This is a genomic window from Saccharothrix sp. NRRL B-16314 (assembly GCF_000716595.1).
Lineage (GTDB): Bacteria > Actinomycetota > Actinomycetes > Mycobacteriales > Pseudonocardiaceae > Actinosynnema.
Genome location: NZ_JNXC01000013.1, coordinates 40785 through 62142 on the forward strand (window position 1 = coordinate 40785; position 21358 = coordinate 62142).

20 protein-coding genes are annotated in these 21358 nt (G+C 69.9%); 16 read left to right on the plus strand and 4 right to left on the minus strand.

The genetic code is table 11. The annotated features are described in order from the left end of the window. Positions 1-134 precede the first annotated feature (134 nt). The 3 genes from OQ02_RS20220 to OQ02_RS46955 all read left to right on the plus strand — a co-directional run bounded on the left by OQ02_RS20220 (position 135) and on the right by OQ02_RS46955 (position 3438). On the plus strand, positions 135-857 hold the full coding sequence (locus OQ02_RS20220; RefSeq protein ID WP_156077165.1) for a response regulator transcription factor: 723 nt from the start codon (positions 135-137) through the stop codon (positions 855-857). Beyond that, positions 854-2119, plus strand: coding sequence for a sensor histidine kinase (locus OQ02_RS20225; protein ID WP_033440070.1), 1266 nt, complete (start codon positions 854-856; stop codon positions 2117-2119). The genes OQ02_RS20220 and OQ02_RS20225 overlap by 4 nt, the downstream gene beginning before the upstream one ends. A 413-nt stretch (positions 2120-2532) precedes the next feature. After that, entirely contained in the window at positions 2533-3438 is a 906-nt protein-coding gene (locus OQ02_RS46955) for an NUDIX domain-containing protein (protein ID WP_331281541.1), read from the plus strand. 192 nt (positions 3439-3630) lie between these two features. Here OQ02_RS46955 and trpS read toward each other — a convergent pair whose 3' ends face one another. Continuing rightward, positions 3631-4596, minus strand: a complete 966-nt coding sequence (trpS, locus tag OQ02_RS20235) for a tryptophan--tRNA ligase (RefSeq protein ID WP_033440071.1) — start codon at positions 4594-4596, stop codon at positions 3631-3633. Between the two features lie 193 nt (positions 4597-4789). Between trpS and OQ02_RS20240 the strand changes: the two genes are divergently transcribed. After that, positions 4790-5089, plus strand: a complete 300-nt coding sequence (locus tag OQ02_RS20240) for a YciI family protein (protein ID WP_033440072.1) — start codon at positions 4790-4792, stop codon at positions 5087-5089. Positions 5090-5348: 259 nt separating this feature from the next. Here OQ02_RS20240 and OQ02_RS20245 read toward each other — a convergent pair whose 3' ends face one another. Further along, positions 5349-5579 (minus strand): hypothetical protein, encoded by a 231-nt coding sequence (locus tag OQ02_RS20245; protein WP_081915799.1) that lies wholly within the window; start codon positions 5577-5579, stop codon positions 5349-5351. A gap of 147 nt (positions 5580-5726) precedes the next feature. Between OQ02_RS20245 and typA the strand changes: the two genes are divergently transcribed. The 10 genes from typA (at position 5727) to OQ02_RS20295 (ending at position 17862) form a co-directional block, all read left to right on the plus strand. After that, complete coding sequence (gene typA, locus OQ02_RS20250; RefSeq protein WP_033440074.1) at positions 5727-7628, plus strand: translational GTPase TypA; 1902 nt, start codon at positions 5727-5729, stop codon at positions 7626-7628. A 94-nt stretch (positions 7629-7722) separates the two neighbouring features. Beyond that, positions 7723-9393 (plus strand): ABC transporter family substrate-binding protein, encoded by a 1671-nt coding sequence (locus tag OQ02_RS20255; RefSeq protein ID WP_051772568.1) that lies wholly within the window; start codon positions 7723-7725, stop codon positions 9391-9393. Between the two features lie 290 nt (positions 9394-9683). Continuing rightward, complete coding sequence (locus OQ02_RS20260) at positions 9684-11501, plus strand: ABC transporter family substrate-binding protein (RefSeq protein WP_033440165.1); 1818 nt, start codon at positions 9684-9686, stop codon at positions 11499-11501. A 146-nt stretch (positions 11502-11647) separates the two neighbouring features. Further along, on the plus strand, positions 11648-12646 hold the full coding sequence (locus tag OQ02_RS20265; protein ID WP_033440076.1) for an ABC transporter permease: 999 nt from the start codon (positions 11648-11650) through the stop codon (positions 12644-12646). Continuing rightward, positions 12639-13595 (plus strand): ABC transporter permease, encoded by a 957-nt coding sequence (locus OQ02_RS20270; protein ID WP_033440077.1) that lies wholly within the window; start codon positions 12639-12641, stop codon positions 13593-13595. The genes OQ02_RS20265 and OQ02_RS20270 overlap by 8 nt, the downstream gene beginning before the upstream one ends. Further along, positions 13592-14776, plus strand: a complete 1185-nt coding sequence (locus tag OQ02_RS20275; protein ID WP_033440078.1) for an ABC transporter ATP-binding protein — start codon at positions 13592-13594, stop codon at positions 14774-14776. The genes OQ02_RS20270 and OQ02_RS20275 overlap by 4 nt, the downstream gene beginning before the upstream one ends. Then, positions 14773-15837 (plus strand): ABC transporter ATP-binding protein, encoded by a 1065-nt coding sequence (locus OQ02_RS20280; RefSeq protein WP_051772569.1) that lies wholly within the window; start codon positions 14773-14775, stop codon positions 15835-15837. The genes OQ02_RS20275 and OQ02_RS20280 overlap by 4 nt, the downstream gene beginning before the upstream one ends. 90 nt (positions 15838-15927) lie before the next feature. Beyond that, a complete protein-coding gene (gene mshB / locus OQ02_RS20285; RefSeq protein WP_033440079.1) occupies positions 15928-16767 on the plus strand; it encodes an N-acetyl-1-D-myo-inositol-2-amino-2-deoxy-alpha-D-glucopyranoside deacetylase in 840 nt (279 codons plus the stop codon). Then, on the plus strand, positions 16764-17156 hold the full coding sequence (locus OQ02_RS20290) for a hypothetical protein (RefSeq protein WP_033440080.1): 393 nt from the start codon (positions 16764-16766) through the stop codon (positions 17154-17156). The genes mshB and OQ02_RS20290 overlap by 4 nt, the downstream gene beginning before the upstream one ends. After that, positions 17137-17862 carry a hypothetical protein gene (locus tag OQ02_RS20295; protein ID WP_033440081.1) on the plus strand — a complete coding sequence of 242 codons (726 nt, stop codon included), beginning with the start codon at positions 17137-17139 and terminating at the stop codon, positions 17860-17862. The genes OQ02_RS20290 and OQ02_RS20295 overlap by 20 nt, the downstream gene beginning before the upstream one ends. Here the strand turns inward: OQ02_RS20295 and OQ02_RS20300 are convergent. Then, positions 17838-18596, minus strand: coding sequence for a GNAT family N-acetyltransferase (locus OQ02_RS20300; RefSeq protein ID WP_033440082.1), 759 nt, complete (start codon positions 18594-18596; stop codon positions 17838-17840). The two genes, OQ02_RS20295 and OQ02_RS20300, sit on opposite strands and share 25 nt — an antisense overlap. A 146-nt stretch (positions 18597-18742) precedes the next feature. Between OQ02_RS20300 and fdxA the strand changes: the two genes are divergently transcribed. Then, complete coding sequence (fdxA, locus tag OQ02_RS20305) at positions 18743-19069, plus strand: ferredoxin (protein WP_033440083.1); 327 nt, start codon at positions 18743-18745, stop codon at positions 19067-19069. Next, entirely contained in the window at positions 19066-20184 is a 1119-nt protein-coding gene (gene dapC, locus OQ02_RS20310; protein WP_051772570.1) for a succinyldiaminopimelate transaminase, read from the plus strand. The genes fdxA and dapC overlap by 4 nt, the downstream gene beginning before the upstream one ends. Positions 20185-20383: 199 nt before the next feature. On the opposite strand, the gene dapD is transcribed toward dapC, so the two are convergent. Next, positions 20384-21355 carry a 2,3,4,5-tetrahydropyridine-2,6-dicarboxylate N-succinyltransferase gene (dapD, locus tag OQ02_RS43890; RefSeq protein ID WP_033440084.1) on the minus strand — a complete coding sequence of 324 codons (972 nt, stop codon included), beginning with the start codon at positions 21353-21355 and terminating at the stop codon, positions 20384-20386. Between the last annotated feature and the right edge of the window lie 3 nt (positions 21356-21358).

The window sequence follows — 21358 nt, forward strand, 5'->3', positions numbered from 1 at the left end:
CTCCTCCTACCGGGCAGCCCCTTGCGTCCCGACAACCCAGACACTGCTCCGACGGCCCTGAGACACCGCTGAGAGGCTGAGAGCGCACTGAGACTCCCGCGCCGATTGTCCTCCTCAACAGGCATGCTGTGGGCGTGAGACCACGGGTGCTTGTTGTGGACGACGAGATCGGCGTACGACGCGCGCTGGAACGCGGCCTGTCCGCGGAGGGCATGGAGGTGGTCACCGCCGCCGACGGCCCCAACGCCCTGCGCGTGGCGCTGACCGGCGCGTTCGACGTCGTGCTGCTGGACATCATGCTGCCCGGCCTGTCCGGCTACCGGGTGCTGCAGCGGATGCGGGCGGACGGCGTGCGCACGCCCGTGCTGATGGTGTCGGCCAAGGACGGCGAGGTGGACCAGGCCGACGGCCTCGACCTCGGCGCCGACGGCTACCTGGTGAAACCGTTCTCGTTCGTGGTGCTGGTCGCGCAGGTCAGGGCGTTGCTCCGGCGGAACTCGGCGGACCTGGCGCGGCGCAGGCTCAAGCTCGGCGAGCTGGTGGTGGACCGGGCGACGCGCGAGGTGAGCTGGGCCGGCGAGCACGTGGCGCTGTCGCCGCGCGAGTACGCCGTCCTCGACGTGCTGGCCAGCCGGGCCGGGTCCGTGGTCACCAAGGACGAGCTGCTGCGCACGGTGTGGGGCGACGAGCAGGCGGCGACCCGCAACGCGGTCGAGGTGTACGTCGGCTACCTGCGGCGCAAGCTCGACGCGATGGGCGCGGGCGAGGTCGTGCGGACCGTGCGCGGTCACGGCTACCTGGCGTCGACACCCGACCTCGACGCGGCGCTGGGTTCGGCGGGGACCAGGCGCAGGTGAACCCGCGCTGGTGGCTGCGGCGGACGCTGCGGTTCCGGATCACCGTCGTGGCGACCGGCGCAGCCCTGCTGTGCCTGCTGGCGTTCACCCTCCTCGCGCCGTTCCTGATCGGATCGGTGCAGGTCAGCGCGGTGGACCGGGAGTTGACCAAGGCGGAGAACGTGCGCGTGCTCGACACCGCGGGCGCCCCGTTGGACGGTGGGCCGCGGCCCGACCTGACCGCGGCCGAGGTGCGTCAGCTCAAGGCGGGCGAACCCGTGCTGCGGATCGACGGGCCGAGCGCCCAGCGGTGGATCGGGCGGGTGGTGTTCGGGCCGGACGGCACGCCGCGGCTGCACGTCGCCGGTGACACGCTGCTCGGGTACCGGGAGGCCAACGTCCTCGGCACGCGGTGGCTCGCGTTGGCCGCGGTGCTGGTCGCGGGGCTCGTGGGGATAGCGACGTGGCTGGCGGTGCGGTCGTCGTTGCGGCCGGTGGAGCGGATGCGGGTGGCCGCGGCGGAGCTGCCGCGCGGTCAACGCCTGCCCGTGCCGGCCGCGCGGGACGAGCTGCAAGCGCTTGCGGTGGCGTTGAACGCCCTGCTCGCCCGGCGTGACGAGGCCACCGAGCGGCTGCGCCGGTTCACCGGTGACGCCGCGCACGAGCTGCGGTCGCCCGTGACGTCCGTGCGGGCGCAGGCGGAGGTGGCGGTCGCGCACCCCGACCCGGACTTCTCCATAGAGGTGCTGGAATCGGTGGTGGAGGAGTCCGAACGGCTTTCCGCGCTGGTGGACGCGTTGCTGATCCTGGCGCGGGCGGACACCGGTGAGCTGCCGCGGGCCGAGCCCGTCGACCTGGTGCTCCAGGCTCAGGCGGCGGTCGACCGGCTGGGTGAGAGCGAGTTGCTGGTGCAGCTGGCCGCTCCGATCAGCGCTTGCCTCATCTCGGCGGCCCGGACCGAGGTCGAGCTGGTGCTCGACAACCTGCTGCGCAACGCGGCCCGGTACGCCCGCACGTTCATCCGGATCTCGGTGCTGCCGGCGGCGCGTGAAGTGCGGCTGCTGGTGGACGACGACGGCCACGGCATCCCCGAGGAGCACCGCGAGAAGGTGTTCGACCGCTTCTACCGGGTCGAATCGGACCGCGGTCGGGCCACCGGCGGGTTCGGGCTGGGGCTGGCGCTGGTCGCGCACCTGGTGCGGAGGCGGCGGGGCACCATCAGGGCGGGCGAGTCACCCGAGGGCGGGGCACGCCTGGAAGTGCGGTGGCCGCTCTACCGGTGACCACCCATTTCCCGCACCGATTGCCGTCACCGATTCGCTTGCCGTCACCGTTCCGCTGATTCGCTGGATTCGCCGTACACGCAGTCGATGAAGACCAGGGTGCTGTCTTCGCAGTAATCCTTGTTGCAGGCACTCCGCTTGCCGTTGCCCAGGCTGATCCGGCTCGCTCCCGAGCGGTGGTGTCCTTGACCCACTTGCAGCCGTCATGCTCGAAGCAGGCCAGTTTGCGCCGGTCACGGGCACGCAGTCCAGGTCGGACGGTGGTGTCCCGGCCACTGCGTGGTTCCAGCTCGACCGCGACCACCGCGTGACATCGGAAATTTTGCGGTTATGGGTACTGCCATTCGGCGCACTAGTCGGCCCCTGCTCCGGAGAATTCGTCGATCGGCGAGGGGAATTCCGCGCGGTGTCGGTTGGAATTCGTCGGTTTCGTCGCCGGGGCGGAGGTCGACCCGCGCTGCGGTGTGGACCTGAGCGCCGTGGTGGGTGGCAGGATCACGGCCGTGCCCGAGCTGAGGATCACCACGCTGGTCGACGCCCCGCTGCGGACCGTCGCCGCCGCGTTGCTGGACGCCCGACTGCTGGCCCGCGCGGTCCGCGGGCTCGGCGTGCGGATCTCCGGCGGGCCGGTGCTGTTCGCGGGGGCGACGCTGGACGGGTCGGTCGGGCCGGTCGACGGGACGCTGTTCGTGACGCGGGCCGACACGACCGGGGTGTCGGCGGAGCTGGTCGGCGGGCCGTTGCCCCGGTTCACGCTGGTCACGGACCTGCTGCACACGGGTGGCGGCACGATGGTGGTCGACTCGGTGGAGTGGTCCAGCCCCGGCGGTCCGTTCGGGCGCCTGGCCGACGTGCTCGTGGGGCGCGGGTTGGCGTTGAAGGTGCTTCAGGCGCGTGCTTCCGCCGTGTCCGCGCGGAGCGTCGAACTGCTGACCGCGCGCGTGGTGGTGGGTGCCGCGATCGTCCGCGACGGGCTGCTCCTGGCGCAGCAACGCTCGTACCCGCCCGAGGCCGCGGGCAAGTGGGAGCTGCCCGGCGGCCGGGTGGAGGCCGACGAGACCGACCACGCCGCGGTGATCCGCGAGTGCGCGGAGGAACTGGGCGTCACCGTGGCGCCGGACGACCAGATCGGCCCCGACATCCCCCTGCGCGCCGACCTCGTGCTCCGCGTGTTCGCCGCCCACCTCACCGAGGGCGAACCCGAGGCCGTCGAGCACCGCGCCGTCCGCTGGCTCGCCGCCGCCGACCTCGACACCGTCGACTGGCTCCCCGCCGACCGCGTCCTGCTCCCCGCCCTGCACCTCCTCCTAACCCCGTGAGTCCTACGTTCAGGACGCGTGAGTCGTACCTTCGGAACCACCGTGTCCTACGTTCGGAACCCCCGAGTTCAACGCTCGGAACACGGTCGGCCGGCCGGAGTCGTTCTGAGCGTTGAACTCGGGGGACGCGAACGTAGGACTCACGCGTTCCGAACGTAGGACTCACGCGTTCCGAACGTAGGACTCACGGGGTTAGGTGAGGCCGGACATGCGCAGGGCGGCGTCCAGGCGGTGGCGGCAGCGCTCGCGGGAACGGTCGGCGCCGTGCGCCCGCGCGCGGTCCAGCTCGGCCGGGTCGTCCAAGAGGCGGCGCGTGCCCTCGCGGACGGGGCGCAGCTCCTCCACCACGGCCTCCGCGGTGGTCTCCTTCAGCTCCGCGTAGTCCTTCAACGTGCCGGCCAGCTCCTGCGGCTCCTTCCGCGTGCACGCCGCCAGGATCTCCAGCAGGTTCGCCACGCCCGGCTGCTCCTCCGGCGCGTAACGCACCTCGCCCCGGTCGTCCGTCACCGCCCGCCGGATCTTGCGGAGCACCAGGTCGGGCGGGTCGAGCACGAAGACCGTCCCCGCCGCGTCCGACGCGGACTTGGCCATCTTCCGCGACGGGTCCGCCAGGTCGCGAACGCGCGCAGCGGTCGGCGGCACGACGGCGCGCGGCACCACGAACACGTCGCCGTACGTGCCGTTGAACCGCCGCGCCAACACCCGGGCCAGCTCGACGTGCTGCCGCTGGTCGTCACCGACCGGCACCTCGTGCGCCCCCTGCAGCAGGATGTCCGCCGCCATCAGCACCGGGTACGTGAGCAGGCTCAACCGGACCGACGACCGGCCCTCCGACTTCTCCTTGAACTGGATCATCCGGGCGGCCTCGCCGTACGTGCAGGTGCACTCCAGCACCCACGTCAGAGCGCCCAGTTCCCGGACAAGGTCGGACTGCACCGCCACCGACCTCGGGTCGACGCCGGCGGAGATGAGCACCGCCAACTGCTCCCGGGTCAACGACCTCAGCCTGGACGGGTTGTGCGACGCCGTCATCGCGTGCAGGTCGCTGATGAAGTAGACGTCTTCGTCCGTGCCCTCGGCGGCCCACCGCCTGATCGCGCCGAGGTAGTTGCCCAGCTGGACGGGGCCGGACGGGGTGATCGCGGACAGCCTGATCATGGTGATCCCTTCGGGTGTGCCCGCCCGACCGGACCCCCCGAAAGCACGAAGGCCGCCCCAGCGGGCGGCCTGCGTTCGTCTGCGCGCAGTTCTCAGGGCCGCCGGAAGGCGGACCACCAGAACGTGTGAAGAGTGCGCACACCCGCGATCCTACCGTGTCACGTGTGGTGCGCCACGGGTCTACATTTCATCCATGTACGTCGTGCTGCTGGAGTACACCGCACCGCTGGACGAGGTCGACTACGCCCTCCCGGACCACACGGAGTGGCTGAAGAAGCAGTACGAGGCCGGGTACTTCCTGGCCTCGGGTCGTCAGGTGCCCCGCGTCGGCGGCGTGATCATCGCCCGGCCGATGGTGCGCGGGAAGCTGGACGCGCTGCTCGCCACGGACCCGTTCGCGATCCGCAAGCTGGCGAAGTACCAGGTGGTGGAGTTCCAGGCCACCCGGACGGCGCCCGAGCTGGCCAGGGTCAACGAAGCGGTGATGGGCTGACCGCGGGTACGACCCGCGTGCCACCCGGCGTCGGCCGGGCGGTGAGCTTCGCGCGGCCGACGCCGGGTGGCACGCGGCCTCCGCGCGGCTCCTACGAGGTTTTCACGTGGCCCTCGGCGCAGGCCTCACGTGGCAACGCGCAAGGTTTCGTGCGGCTCCCGCGGAGTCCTGCGTGCGGCTCGTGAGGCCTCCACGCGGCCTCCCAAGCAGGCTGCACGCGGCCTCCACGCGGTGCCTACGAGGCCTTCCGCGCAGTCCCTCACGCGGCCTTCCGGTCGTCGTCCTTCCGGTTCTTCCGGTCCTTCTTCCGAGCCTTCTTGCCCAGGTCCAGGCCCTTGAGCTCCTGCTTGGCGGCCTTCTTCGCCGCCTTCTTCTCGGCCTTCTTCCGGGCCTTGAGCAGCACCACCACCGGGCAGCTCTTGCACCGGGGCGTCGAGCGGCAGCACTTCTTCTTCACCTTGACCTTGCCCATGGTGCGTGCTCCACTCATCCGGGTGTCCACAGAGTAGGTGAGGCTGACCTCACCTGCGGTACGTGTGTGGTAAGGGCGTTCCGACCGGTAAGCTGTCGTTAAGGCTGCGCGCGATCCACGTCCGGCGCCTGGCTTCCCTCGCACAGACAGCTCTAGGAGTTCCGCGTGCCCACGGCCACCGCGTCGATCAAGGAAACGCTGGTCCGCAACGACCTGCGCAACGTCGCGATCGTCGCGCACGTTGACCACGGCAAGACCACTCTCGTCGACGCCATGCTCCGCCAGTCCGGCGCCTTCTCGGCGCGAGCCGAGCTCGTAGACCGGGTCATGGACTCGGGCGAGCTCGAGCGCGAGAAGGGGATCACGATCCTCGCCAAGAACACCGCGGTCCGCCGCCAGACCCCCGACGGGCCGGTCACCATCAACGTGGTGGACACCCCGGGTCACGCCGACTTCGGTGGTGAGGTCGAACGCGGCCTGTCCATGGTCGACGGCGTGGTGCTCCTGGTGGACGCCTCCGAAGGCCCGCTCCCGCAGACCCGGTTCGTGCTGCGCAAGACGCTGGCCGCCGGTCTGCCGGTGATCCTGGTGGTGAACAAGGTCGACCGCCCCGACGCCCGGATCTCCGAGGTCGTCGAAGAGGCGCACGACCTGCTGCTCGACCTGGCGACCGAGGTCGGCGCCGACGACTCGGTGCTGGACCTGCCGGTCGTCTACGCCTCCGCGCGCGCCGGCCGGGCCTCGCTGACCCAGCCCGCCGACGGCGGCCTGCCCGACGAGGAGAACCTCGACGTCCTGTTCGAGGTGCTCTTCAACCACATCCCGGCCCCGCTGGGTGACGCCGACGCGCCGCTGCGCGCGCTGGTGACGAACCTCGACGCGTCGTCGTTCCTCGGCCGCATCGCGCTGTGCCGGATCGAGTCCGGCACGATCCGCAAGGGCGAGACGGTGGCCTGGTGCCGTGAGGACGGCTCGATCCAGAAGGTCCGGATCACCGAGCTGCTGATCACCGAGGCGCTGGACCGCGTGGCCGCCGAGACGGCGAAGGCGGGCGACCTGGTCGCCATCGCCGGCATCCCGGAGATCACCATCGGCGACACGCTCGCCGACGTGGAGAACCCCGAGGCGCTGCCGCGCATCACGGTGGACGAGCCGGCGATCTCGATGACGATCGGCGTCAACACCTCCCCGCTGGCCGGTCGCGGCGGCGGCACCAAGCTCACCGCCCGCATGCTGAAGGCCCGGTTGGACTCGGAGCTGGTCGGCAACGTGTCGGTGCGGGTCCTGCCGACCGAGCGCCCCGACACCTGGGAGGTGCAGGGCCGCGGTGAGCTGGCCCTGGCCATCCTGGTCGAGCAGATGAAGCGCGAAGGCTTCGAGCTGACCGTCGGCAAGCCGCAGGTGGTCACGAGGATGGTCGACGGCAAGCTGCACGAGCCGTTCGAGCGCCTGACCATCGACGCGCCGGAGGAGCACCTGGGCGCCATCACCCAGCTGCTGGCCAACCGCAAGGGCCGGATGGAGAACATGTCCGGCCACGGGTCGGGGCGGATCAAGCTGGAGTACGTCGTGCCGTCGCGCGGCCTCATCGGCTTCCGCACCGAGTTCCTGACCGAGACGCGCGGCACCGGTATCGCGAACGCGGTGTCCGAGGGCTACGGCCCGTGGGCCGGCGAGATCCGGACCAGGCACAACGGTTCGCTGGTCGCCGACCGCACCGGGTCGATCACCGCGTACGCGATGACCCAGCTGGCCGACCGCGGCACGTTCTTCGTCGAGCCGGGCGCGGACGCGTACGAGGGCATGGTCGTGGGCGAGAACCCGCGCGCGGAGGACCTCGACGTCAACGTGTGCCGTGAGAAGAAGCTGACGAACATGCGGATGTCGTCAGCCGACGTGATGGAGACCCTGGCCCGGCCGCGGAAGCTGTCGTTGGAGGAGGCGCTGGAGTTCTGCGCCGCCGACGAGTGCGTCGAGGTCGCGCCCGAGGTCGTGCGGGTGCGCAAGGTGATCCTGGATGCCAACCAGCGCGGCCGGGAGCGCAACCGGAACAAGCTGCGCGGCTGATCGACTGCTCCTTATATATAGGGTGTGCTGAAGGGCACCTCGGGCTCCGGCCCGGGGTGCCCTTCGGTTTGCGCCGTCTGGCACGCTCGTACCCATGGGGACGCGAAAGGTACTTGCGGTGGTTGCTGCGCTCGCCCTGGCGGGGTGCACGGCGACGCCTCCACCGCCCCTGGTGCCGTCGACGCCGGGGATGACGGTGGTCCCCAAGGAGAAGCAGAACGAGATCGTGGTCGGGGTGGACGACGTCAAGGGCGGCTACAACCCGCACACCCTGGCCAGCCAGAGCACCGTCACCACGGCCCTGGCCTCGCTCCTGCTCCCGTCGACCTTCCGCACCGACCCGGACGGCAGCCCGCGGCTCGACCTCGACCTGGTGGTCAGCGCCGAGGTCACCAGCGCGGAACCGTACACGGTCACCTACACGCTCCGCCGGGACGCCAGCTGGTCCGACTCGGCGCCGATCGCGGCCGAGGACTTCGTCTACCTCTGGCAGCGGATGCGGGAGGAGCCGGGGGTGGTCGACCCGGCCGGGTACCGGCTGATCGACGACATCGCGAGCCGCGAGGGCGGCAAGGTGGTCGAGGTGGTGTTCACCAAGCCGTACCCGGGCTGGCGGAGCCTGTTCCACAACCTCCTGCCCGCCCACCTGCTCAAGGACGCCCCGGGCGGCTGGAGCGCGGCCCTCGCGGACAGCTTCCCGGCCACGGCGGGCCCGTTCGCCGTCCGCACGCTCGACCAGCCGCGGGGCGAGATCGTGCTCGAGCGCAACGACCGGTTCTGGGAGCAGCCGCCGCCCCTCGACCGGCTGGTCCTGCGCCGCGCCGGCCAGCACGACACGATCGAGGCGTTGAACACGGGTGACGACCAGGTCGCCCTCATCCGCGCCGACTCGATCGTCACCAAGGACATCGCCGAACTGGCCAAGACCGCACCGCTCACCTCGACCGTGGTGCCGAGGCCGGAGGTCGTCCAACTGCTCCTGCGACCCGCGTCGCCGCGAATGCAGGACGTCCGGGTCCGCACCGCCGTGATGAACGCCCTCGACCGCGACGAGTTGATCGCCCTCGGCACCCGCAGCGGCCCGAGCGCGACCCTCCGCGCGGACGCGCAGGTGATCCCGCCGAGCAGGGCCGGCTACACCCCGACCATGCCCGCCAAGGCCGGTGACCCCGTGCAACTGCTCACCGAAGCGGGTTACACCCGACCGGAGGGCGGTCAGTGGGGGCGTGACAACACGACGTTGGAGTTGACCATCGCCGCACCCGCCGATGTCGAGCCGTACGTCGCCATCGCGAACCAGGTTCAGCGTCAACTGTCATTGTCCGGAATCGCCGCACGCGTCCTGACAACGCCCGCCAATCAGTTGTTCGGCCAAGATCTGTCGGATACCGCCGCTTCCAAAGAGACCATCGACATTGCCGTCGTGCCGCGCGTCGACACCGGTGATTCAGCGGCCGTTCTGGCTTCCGCATTCGGGTGTCGGCCGTCACCGCAGGACGGTGGTACACCCATTCCGGCGAATCTCTCCGGTTTCTGCGACCAGACCGTCCAGCCGGTGATCGAACAGGCCCTCAGCGGTGAACTGCTGCTGGCCGACGCCCTGAAGACGATCGAGCCGGTGCTCTGGCAACAGGCCGTCGCGATGCCGTTGTTCCAGGTAGCAGACTTGCTGGTGGTCTTGCCGGTGGCTCAGAACGTCACCGCGGGCGCCCCGCTCGCCGGCCCGCTCAGCACCGCGCGCACCTGGCGCCGTGAAGATCGTTGACCGTTGACTCCGACGAAACACCAGCTTCAAGATGCGTTCGCGGAGCAGTATTGACAGTATTCCTGCCGTCCGGTTAACGAACGCTCCCTGCCGGTAACGACGGAGTCGCGTGCTGCGACGACGTGTCACCCTTTGGTCACGATCGGCCGATGGGCAGTGACCGTGCGGCGCACTGGTTCTTATCGTGCTGCAACGGTGTGTCGGTTCGGGGCGCGTTTGGCACATCTCGGTTATGGGTGGAAGTCGGCCCAAACGGTCGCTCCAACCCAGTGCTAGGAGGGCACGTGTCGATGAGGAGATCAAAGACTGTCTCGGCGCTTGCGCTGTTGACCGGAGCCGCGCTCGTGCTGAGCGCGTGCAGCGGCGGCGGCTCGGGCGGCGGAGAACAGGGCGGTCCGCAAGACCTCGACCCCGGTGCGATCGGTGGTCAGGACGAGCTGTTCAAGCGTCCGAAGGTGGAGGACATCGGCGAGATCGCGGTCGCCGTCGAAGAGGGCTTCCACAACTACAACAACAACATCGGCGCGACGAACAACTTCTCCAGCACCATCGCGCTGTCGAACGTGCAGCCTTCGCCGTACCTCCCGGTGCTGGTGGACGGCAAGATCGTCATCAAGATCGACAACGACCTGATGGAGTCCATCAAGGTCACGTCGACCGACCCGCAGACCATCGAGTGGAAGGTGCAGAAGGCGGCCGTCTGGTCCGATGGCGAAGCCATCGACTGCGACGACTTCCACCTGAAGTGGCTGGCGGCGACGAGCAAGGCGACCGTCAAGGGCGAGAGCGGCGAGGAAGCGTCGATCTTCGACTCCTCCCCGACCGGCTACGAGGACGTCGAGAAGCTCGAGTGCTCGGAAGACGGCAAGACGATCACCACGACGTTCAAGAAGGCGTTCGCCGACTACCGGGGCATGTTCTCGCAGCCCGGTAGCGACGGCCTGCTCCCGGCGCACGTCCTGGAGCAGAAGACCGGCGTCTCGGACATCACCGCGGTGAAGCCGGACCAGAACGACGAGACCGTCAAGAAGGTCGCCGAGTTCTACACCACCGGCTGGCTGGGCTTCGACCCGTCCGTCGCCCTCTCCGGCGGCCCGTACTCCATCGTCTCCTCGGACCTCAAGGACCAGACGGTCCTGGAGCGCAACCCGAAGTGGTGGGGCAACCCCGGTGGCCCGGCCAAGGTCATCCTGAAGACGAACACCGACGCCCAGTCGTCGGCCCAGCAGCTCCAGAACAAGGAAGTCCAGGTCATCGCCCCGCAGGCTGACCCGGCCGTCGCCCAGCAGCTCCGCGGCGACAGCGCGTTCGAGGTCTTCGCGGCCGGTGGCCAGACCTACGAGCACGTCGACTTCAACATGGCGCTGCCGCTGTTCAAGGAGAACAAGGACCTGCGCCTGGCGATCGCCCAGTGCTTCGACCGCGAAGCCCTGATCGAGAAGCTCGTCGCCGACGTGGACCCGAACGCCAAGCCGCTCGGCAGCCTCACGTTCCAGCCCAACGAGGTCGGCTACGAGGACCACTACGGTGACGTCGGCAAGGGTGACGTCGCCGCGGCCAAGAAGACGATGGACGAGGGCGGCTGGAAGCTCGGCGCCGACGGCGTCTACACGAAGGGCGAGTTCCGCGCGTCCTTCAAGCTCGGCCACAAGATCGTCCAGCGTCGTGCCGACACGGTCCGCATCCTGCAGGACAAGTGCAAGCAGGCCGGCATCGAGATCGTCGCCGACCAGGCTGCCGACTTCAACGACAAGCGCCTCCCGGCGAGCGAGTTCGAGTCCGCGCTGTTCGCGTGGGTCGGCCAGCCGCTGAAGGCCGGTGCGTACGGCAACTACGCCCAGAAGTCCGAGGGTGGCACGGGCAACTACAACAACTACGACTCCGCCCCGTTGACGGAGAAGTGGAAGGCCGCGAACAGCGAGCTGGACTACCAGAAGCGCATCACCATGATGAACGAAGCCGACAAGATCATGCGTGATGACCTGCACAGCATCCCGCTGTTCCAGTTGACCGACTTCGCCGCTTCGAGCGCGGACATCGGCCCGATCTCGTACATCGGTGTCGGCGGCGGTGTCACCTGGAACCTCTACGCCTGGCAGAAGAAGTAACGCCGGGTTCGTGATTCCGGGTAGATAAAGTACGACCCAACCGCCGGGGGGCCGGTGCCACAAGCACCGGCCCCCCGGACGGTGTCCGCGTCCGGTAGGCTCCCACGCTTGCACGCGGGGGTGCCTAGGGAGACTAGAGACTCGTCATGTTCCGTTACATAATCCGGCGGTTGTTGATCTCGATTCCGCTGTTGATCGTCGCTTCATTCCTCTGCTTCGGTCTCGTCAACGCCATGGGTGATCCCCTCGGCGAGTGGAAGCTCCAGAAACCGCGGACACCGGCGGAAATCGCCGCCGCTTACGAGCGGACGGGCTACAACAAGCCGTTCATGGAGCGCTACGTCGACTGGGCCGGCGACTTCGTGACCGGCGACTGGGGCGAGTCCGTCGTCCCCGGCAACGCGGGCAAGCCGGTCAAGGAAGAGCTGATCAACGCCTTTGGCACGACCCTGCGGCTGATCCTGGTCGCGGAGGTCATCGCCCTGCTCCTCGGCGTCGGCGTCGGCGTCGTCGGCGCGGTCAGACAGTATTCGATATTCGACTACACGGCGACCGGAATATCGTTCGCCATGTTCTCCATGCCCCTGTTCTGCGTGGCGCTGGTGCTCAAGGCCGGCGGCATCCAGTTCAACAACTGGCTGGAGTCGATAGGCGCCGAACGATGGCTCACCATGGCCGGTCCGCCCGGTGAGGGCTTCTCCGGCGGGTTCATCGACCAGGTCTACCAGTATTCCGGCGCGTTCATCCTGCCGACGATCTGCCTGGTCGTGATCCAGTTCGCGCTGTACAGCCGCTTCCAGCGCGCCTCGATGCTGGACACCCTCAACGCCGACTACGTGCGCACCGCGCAGGCGAAGGGCATCTCGGAGAGCCGAGCCATCTTCAAGCACGCGTTCCGCAACGCGCTCATCCCGATCGTCACGGTGTCCTCGCTCAACATCGGCGCCCAGTTCGGCGGCGCGGTGATCACCGAGACGGTCTTCGGCTGGTCGGGCATGGGCAAGTTCCTGGTCGACGCGATCACCGACCTCGAGCCTTACCAGGTGCTCGGCTTCATGATGGTGACCGCCGTCTTCATCATCGTGTTCAACCTGATCGCGGACGTCATGTACGCGTTCCTGGACCCGAGGATCCGCCTTGACTGAGATCGGTTCCCCCGTGGCGCAGGCCCCGTCGCCGAGCCCGGCCGAGGCGAGTCAGTTCGACACGACCTCCACGCGCAAGCAGTCGCAGGTGATCCTGCGCCGGTTCATGCGGCACAAGGCCGCCGTGTTCGGTGTCGTGCTGCTGGTCCTGCTCGTGCTGTTCGCCTTCCTGGGCGGCGCGATCTGGAAGTACTCGTACACCGACCTGGGCTTCAAGCGGTACCTGCCGCCCAGCGCCGACCACCCGTTCGGCACCGACCGGCTCGGCGCGGACATGGTGGCGCAGCTGATCCGCGGCACCCAGTTCTCGCTCCAGATCGCGGTGGTCGTCGCGGTCCTGTCGACGATCATCGGCGTGGTGCTCGGTGCGCTGGCCGGCTACCTCAAGGGCTGGGTCGACACGGTCATCAGCCGCTTCATCGACCTGCTGCTGGTCATCCCCAGCCTGGTCATCGCGGCCGTGCTGGTGCGCAACAGCTTCGTGGTGTCGGTCGCCGGCAACGGCGGCAAGAGCAACTGGATGATCGTGGCCCTGTACATGGGCCTGATCGGCTGGCTGTCCATCGCCCGCGTGATCCGCGGCATGGTGCTGTCGCTGCGCGAGAAGGAGTTCGTGGAGGCCGCCCGCGCGCTGGGCGCGTCGACGTTCCGGATCGTGTTCCGGCACATCCTGCCCAACACGGTCGACGTGATCATCGTCAACGCCACGCTGGCGATCGCGCAGGCGGTGCTGCTGGAGGCCGCGCTGTCGTTCCTCGGCCTGGGCGTGCAGAGCCCGGACACGTCGCTGGGGCTGATGATCAGCTTGAACAAGAACGAGCTGACCCTGCACCCGTGGCTGTTCTTCACCACGTTCGTGTTCATCGTGCTGATCTCGCTCTCGGTGAACTTCATCGGTGACGGTCTCCGGGACGCCTTCGACCCGCGGCAGAAGAGGGTGAAGGCATGAGTGAGGTGGACGTGATGAACGCACCCGAGTCCTCGGCGTGGGGCGACACGGCCGGCGGCGAGAAGCTGCTGAGGGTCGAGAACCTGTCGGTGGACTTCCCGACCGACGACGGCGTCGTGCACGCCGTGCGGGACGTGTCGTTCACGCTCGGCCCCGGTGAGGTGCTGGGCGTCGTCGGCGAGTCGGGCTCGGGCAAGTCGGTGTCGTCGATGGCGGTCATGGGCCTGCTGCCCAAGACCGCGAAGATCGGCGGGTCGATCAAGTTCAAGGACCGCGAGCTCGTCGGCCTGAGCTACAAGCAGATGCAGCCGGTCCGCGGCAACGGCGTCGCGATGATCTTCCAGGACCCGATGACGTCGATGAACCCGGTGTACACGGTGGGCTGGCAGCTCGCCGAGGCGCACCTGGCGCACCACGACGTGTCGAAGAAGGCGGCCTGGGCCAAGGCCGTCGAGGCGCTGGAGCTCGTCGGCATCCCGCAGCCGGACCGCCGTGCGTCGCAGTACCCGCACGAGTTCTCCGGCGGCATGCGGCAGCGCGCGATGATCGCCATGGCGATCATCAACGACCCGGACGTGATCATCGCGGACGAGCCGACCACCGCGCTGGACGTGACGGTGCAGGCGCAGATCCTGGACACGCTGCTGCGCATCCGGGACGAGACGAGCGCCGGCATCGTCGTCATCACGCACGACCTCGGCGTGGTGGCGGGCATGGTGGACCGCGTGCAGGTCATGTACGGCGGCACGGTCGTCGAGCAGGGCACCGTGGACGAGGTGTTCGAGGCGCAGCGGATGCCGTACACGGTGGGTCTGCTGGGTTCCATCCCGAACCCGAACCTGCTGGGCAAGCGGCTCACCCCGATCAAGGGCGCGCCGCCCTCGCTGATGAACCTGCCGCAGGGCTGCTCGTTCTCACCGCGGTGCCCGCTGGCGATCGACGAGTGCCGCGAGACCGAGCCGCAGCTGCTGGAGACCGACCGGTCCGGCCACTTCGCGCGGTGCCACCGCTCCGCGCACCTGGCCACGCTGGAGAACCCGCAGCGGCTGTTCGCGCACGACGAGATCGGCGTGGTCGAGAACCCGGCGTCGCTCACCACGGCGAACCCGGGCATGCCCATCGCCGAGGACGTCGACGTGGTGGAAGCGCGACTGCACGAAGGGGAGAACCCGACCTCATGACGTCCACAGAAGTGAACCCACAGGCCGGTGGCGTCGCCTCCGGGCGTCCGGGCGAGACCCCGTTGCTGGAGATCAAGGACCTGGTCAAGTCCTTCCCCGTGCGCGGCGGCGGCATCATCCCGCGCACGGTCGGGCAGGTGCAGGCCGTGTCCGGCGTCAGCTTCGACCTGTACCCGGGCGAGACCCTCGGCCTGGTCGGCGAGTCCGGCTGCGGCAAGTCCACCACCGGCAGGGCCATCCTCCAGCTGCACAAGCCGACGTCCGGCTCGGTGAAGTTCGAGGGCCGCGAGCTGACCACGCTGCGCGGCAAGGGCCTGCGCTCGGTGCGCCGGGACATGCAGATCGTGTTCCAGGACCCGTACGCGTCGCTGAACCCGCGCTGGCAGATCAACGAGCTGATCTCCGAGCCGTTCAAGATCCACGGCGTGCCCGCGGACGGCGGCGGCGACGTGCAGCACCGGGTCAACGAGCTGATGGAGCTCGTCGGCCTGAACCCGGAGCACCGCGGCCGGTACGCGCACGAGTTCTCCGGCGGGCAGCGCCAGCGCATCGGCATCGCCCGCGCGCTCGCGCTCAACCCGAAGCTCGTGGTGCTGGACGAGCCGGTGTCGGCGCTGGACGTGTCGGTGCAGGCGGGCGTGGTGAACCTGCTGGAGGAGTTGCAGGACCGCCTCGGCCTGGCGTACCTGTTCGTGGCGCACGACCTGTCGGTCGTCCGGCACATCTCCGACCGGGTCGCCGTGATGTACCTCGGCAAGATCATCGAGATCGGCGACCGGGAGGACATCTACGCCCGGCCGATGCACCCGTACACGCAGGCGCTGCTGTCCGCGGTACCGGTGCCGAACCCGAAGGTGGAGCGCGGCCGTCAGCGGATCGTGCTCACCGGTGACGTTCCGTCGCCGGTGAACCCGCCGTCGGGCTGCCGCTTCCGCACCCGCTGCTGGAAGGCGCAGGACATCTGCGCCACCGAGGAGCCCAAGCTGGAGCGGCGCGGCGACGGCGAGGGCACGCTCTCGGCGTGCCACTTCGCCGAAGTGATGCCCTCGATCGCGGGGTAGCCGCCGCGTCGGTAGCGCTGCCGCCCTCGGGGCCGCCGGTTGTCCGGTGTCCCCGAGGGCGGGCGGCGACTGCCCCTCTACTCTGATCCGGTGACGCTCACTGCTCCACCACGGTTGCTGCTGGTACACGCACACCCCGACGACGAGAGCCTGTGGACGGGTGGCACCATCGCCCGCTACTCGGCGATGGGCGTGCACGTCACCGTGGTCACCTGCACCCTCGGCGAGGAGGGCGAGATCATCCCGCCGGCGCTCCGGGAGCTGACCGCGGACGCCGCCGACCAGCTCGGCGGGTACCGGGTCGCGGAACTGAGATCCGCCTGCGCGGCCCTGGGCGTGACCGACCACCGCTTCCTCGGCGGCATCGGCCGCTGGCGCGACTCCGGCATGGCCGGTGTCGACGCGAACACCCACCCGCGCGCGTTCGTGAACGGCTCGTTCGACGACCAGGTCGCCGCGCTGTCCGAGATCATCGCGTCGGTGAAACCCCAGGTCGTGGTCACGTACGACGCGTTCGGCGGCTACGGCCACCCCGACCACATCAGGGTGCACGAGATCACCACCGCGGCCGCTGTCGACGTGGACCGCGTGTTCCACGCCGTGACGTCGCGAGCGGCGACCGAGGCCGGTGCCGCCGCTCTGGCCGAGATGGCCGACCTGCCGTGGCGGCTGCCCGTCGAGGGCGAGCTGCCCGTCACCGACGACGCCGCCATCACCACCACGATCGACATCTCGGAACACCTGGTGGCCAAGCTCCGGGCGTTGCGGGCGCACTCCACGCAGATCAGCGTGTGGCAGGACGGCTCGGGCGGCGCCAGCTACGCGCTGTCCAACGGCATCGCGCAGCCCGTCGTGCACGCCGAGTACTACGTGCTGGCCAAGGGTCCCGCGGAAGGTGCGGAGACCGACCTGTTCGGGGGGCTGGATTGACCGATCGCCTGGCGCTCGTCGGGATCGCGGTCGCGGCCTTCGTGCTCGCGGTGCTGGAGCTGTTCTTCCTGCCGCTGCGGCTGGACGGCACGCTCCTCCCGCGTGCCGGTGACTGGCCGTTCCCGGTCACCGTGGTGCTCGCGATCGTGACCACCCCCATGCTGGTGCTCGCCGCGTCGAGGCACGCGCACCGCATGCTCGCCGCCGTCTCGCCGCTGCTGGTGTGGATCGCTACGTTGCTCCTGTTCGGGCTGTTCGGCCCGGGCGGCGACGTGGTGCTGCTCAACGACTGGCGCACCCTGGTGCTGTTCGCCAGCGGGACGCTGCCCAGCGCCATCGCCGTCGGCGCGCACATGGGGAGGCAGGCCGGTGCCCGAGACGATCACTGACCGGGACGTGGTGCGGGCGCTGCGGCCGTTCGTCCGCGCGACCGGGCCGCTGCTCGACACGCTCCGGGACGTGAACCTGCTCGGCCTGCGCGACCGCGAGGTGGAGCGGGATGCGGACCGCGGGCTCGTGGACAAGCTGTGGGACCAGCTGGCCGCCGTGAAGGTGCCCGGCACGGCCGCGTGGGCGCGCATGGACGTGGAGCAGCGGGACGAGTTCTGGCTCAACCGGGTGGGCCGGCTGGTGTCGCTGCTGGCCGCGCTGCCCGGCGTCGGCGGAGTGCTGGCCGACCGGCTGCCGATCCAGTCCGCGCTGGGCGCTGCGGGGCAGGGGCTGCTGCTGTCCGCGATCGCCGGCGAGCACGGGTTCACGTCGACCGAGGACCGGGTGCGGCTGCTCGCGCACGTGCTGTTCCAGCGTTCCGTCGACGGGCGCGCGGTCGACCCCCAGGAGGACGAGCAGACCGCCGAGCTGATCGGGGAACTGCGGCAGCGGTCCACGTTCCGGGCCATCGGGGCGACGGTGTGGAAGCTCGCCAAGGTCCTCTGGAAGCTGGAGGACGAGCTGGACAAGCGGCCACAGGGCCGGTTCTACCACCAGGCGCTCGGGATGCTGCCCGTCGTGGGCGTGGTGGGCGACTACTTCGGTGAGCGGTCGGCGTTGAAGCGGGTCCGCACGGCCGCCTACGAGTGGTTCGGCACCCAGTAGCGGTAGCGGTGGTGCTCGACGCAGCCCAGCGACTCGTAGAGCGTGATCGCGGGCTTGTTGTGCTCGGCCACCTGCAACGCGCACGTCGTCGCGCCCCTGTCGCGGCCCCAGTCCGCCAACTCGGCCATCAGCACGCGGGCCAGGCCCAGGCGGCGCGCCCCCGGCCGCACCGCTAGCCGTGCCACGTGGAGCAGGTCGCCGACGACGGCGCCGCGCACGGCGGCCAGCACCTCCCCGTCCAGCGTGACGGCGCCGAACCCGACCGTCCGCCCGGACGTCAGCACGTGCCGCTGGGCCGGGGTGGGGTCCGCCTGCGCGGCCAGCTCCCACCATCCGGGAGGCGGGACGTCCGAGACGGTCACATCTGCGGACTTCGGAGTGGCGTACCCATTCGGCGCAGTGGTGAGCCCCTCGACCCGGCCGGTCATGACGAGCGACTCGACCCCGCCGGGGTGCTCCAGGTCCACTCGCCAGCCGGCCTCCGCGACCCCGTTCTCGACGGGCGTGCCGACCACCACGTGAGCCGCCGGCCTGATCCCGTTGGCGGTCGCGAAGCTGATCACCTCGGCCAGCGCGTCGGCGGTCGGAAGACCCGGGTCGCCGGTGGTCAGGGCGCTGTTGGCACGTCCGGTGAAGCCGCCCGCGGCCCGCAGCCGCCACTGCCCGAGCGGTCGGTCCACGAGTGCCGGCCAGGCGTCCGCGCACCGTCGTTCCAGGTCGGTGATGTGCTCCACCCACGCATCCTGCACCGCGCCGGCCGGGGGTCGGTCTGTGAGGTGGAGCACGCTGACGAAAGGCCGGCCTGAGCGTCGGGCCGACGACCCCGCCGCGTATTCTCCGGCTTGCGCGGTGTGGACCAGAACAAGAGCAGGAGAGCGCAATGACCTATGTGATCGCCCAGCCGTGCGTGGACTTGCTCGACAAGGCGTGCATCGAAGAGTGCCCCGTCGACTGCATCTACGAAGGCGACCGGATGCTCTACATCCACCCGGACGAGTGCGTCGACTGCGGTGCTTGCGAGCCGGTGTGCCCCGTCGAGGCCATCTACTACGAGGACGACGTGCCGGACGAGTGGAAGGAGTACACGACGGCGAATGTGGACTTCTTCAACGAGCTCGGCTCCCCCGGTGGCGCCTCCAAGGTCGGCAAGGTCAGCGCGGACCCCGCGTTCGTGAAGGCTCTCCCGCCGCAGGCGTCCCACGAGTGACCTCGGGCCTGTCGGGTGCGGGCGCCTCGGGTAGGAGGCTCCCGGATTTCCCCTGGGATTCACTGGCCGACCACGCCGCCAAGGCGCGCACGCACCCCGGCGGCGTGGTCGACCTGTCCATCGGCACGCCCGTGGACCCGGTCCCGGAGCTGATCCGGCACGCCCTCGGCACGGTCGCCGACCAGCCCGGCTACCCGACCACGCACGGCGTCGCGGAGTTGCGCGAGGCCGTGGTGGGCGCGTTGACGCGGCGACACGGCGTGCCGCCGTTGGACCCGGTGTCGGTGCTGCCGACCATCGGGTCGAAGGAGCTGGTGGCGTGGCTGCCGACGTTGCTGGGCCTGGGGCCGGGCGACGTGGTGGCCATCCCGGCGTTGTCGTACCCGACCTACGAGGTGGGCGCGCGGCTGGCCGGTGCCACCCCCGTGCGGCTGGCCGACGGTGAACCGCCGCCGGCCGGTACCGGGTTGGTGTGGCTGAACTCGCCGTCCAACCCGACCGGTCGGGTGCTGGACGCCGCGCGGTTGGCGCAGGCCCTGGCCGATGCGCGCGCGGTGGGGGCGGTCGTCGCGTCCGACGAGTGCTACCTGGCGCTGTCGTGGACGGCGGACCCGGTGTCCGTGCTGCTGCCCGCGGTGAACGGCGGTTCGCTGGACGGGGTGCTGGCGGTGCACTCGCTGTCGAAGTCGTCCAACCTGGCCGGGTACCGCGCGGGGTTCGTGACCGGTGACCCGGCGCTGGTGGCGTCGTTGCTGGAGGTGCGCAAGCACGCGGGCATGATCGTGCCGCGGCCGGTGCAGGCGGCGATGACGGCGGCGTTGAACGACGACGCGCACGTGGCGGAGCAGCGTGAGCGGTACCGGGCGAGGCGCGACGTGCTGCTGCCCGCGTTGACCAAGGCCGGGTTCACGGTGGACCACTCCGAGGCCGGCCTGTACCTGTGGTCGACCCGGGACGGCGAGCCCGCCTGGGACACCGTCTCGTGGCTCGCGGAACGCGGCGTCCTCGCAGCTCCGGGCACGTTCTACGGCCCGACCGGCGACCGGCACGTCCGCATCGCCCTCACCGCGACGGACGACCGGATCGCCACCGCCGTCGACCGCCTGCTCGCTTGATCCCGACCCACCGCACGCGTCCTGAGCGTTGAACTCACCCGTTCCGAACGTAGGACACGCGTGTCCGGAACGTAGGACTCACGCAACGCGAACGTAGGACTCACGCGGACGTCGCGTGAGTCCTACGTTCAGAACGCGTGAGTCCTACGTTCGCGGCGGGTGAGTCCTACGTTCGCGGCCCCCGAATTCAACGCTCAGGTCAGTCGTTGGCGTGGAGGGCGGCGTTCAGCTCGACGCCGGAGCCCTTGCGGGGGAGGACCTTGACCACGCCGGTGGTCGAGTCGCGGAGGAACAGCAGGTTCGACATGCCGGACAGCTGCCCCGCCTTGACGACCGAGCCGTCCGCGCCGGTCACCTTGGTGCCCGCGGTGATGTAGAGGCCCGCCTCCACCACGCAGTCGTCGCCCAACGAGATGCCGACGCCGCCGTTCGCGCCGATCAGGCAGCGCTCGCCGACGGACACGACCTGCTTGCCGCCACCGGACAGCGTGCCCATGATCGACGCGCCGCCGCCGACGTCCGAGCCGTCGCCGACGACCACACCGGCCGAGATCCGGCCCTCCACCATGGACGAGCCGAGCGTCCCGGCGTTGAAGTTCACGAAACCCTCGTGCATCACGGTCGTGCCGGACGCCAGGTGCGCGCCCATCCGCACCCGGTCCGCGTCCGCGATCCGCACCCCGGACGGCACGACGTAGTCCACCATCCGGGGGAACTTGTCCACGCCGTACACGCTGACCTGGCCACGGGTGCGCAGGCGCAGCCGCGTCTGCTCGAACCCGTCGACCGCGCACGGCCCGAAGTTCGTCCACACCACGTTGTTCAGCAGCCCGAACAGGCCGTCCAGGTTCGCGCCGTGCGGCCGGACCAGCCGCGACGACAGCAGGTGCAGCCGCAGCCACACGTCGTAGGTGGACGCGGGCGCGTCGGCGAGCGAGCCGATGCCGACCCGGACGCCCACGACCTCGACGTCACGCTCGACGTCCGCACCGAGCTGCTTGGCGGCGGCCTCACCGACCTCGGCCGAGACCTCGGCGGACGACAGCCGCGTCACGCCGGGCTCGGCGGTACCGAGCGACGGGGACGGGAACCACGTGTCCAGGACGGCGCCGGTGGGGGTGACGGTGGCGAGTCCGACGCCGTACGCGCCGGTGGGGTTTGTGGTGCTCACGGG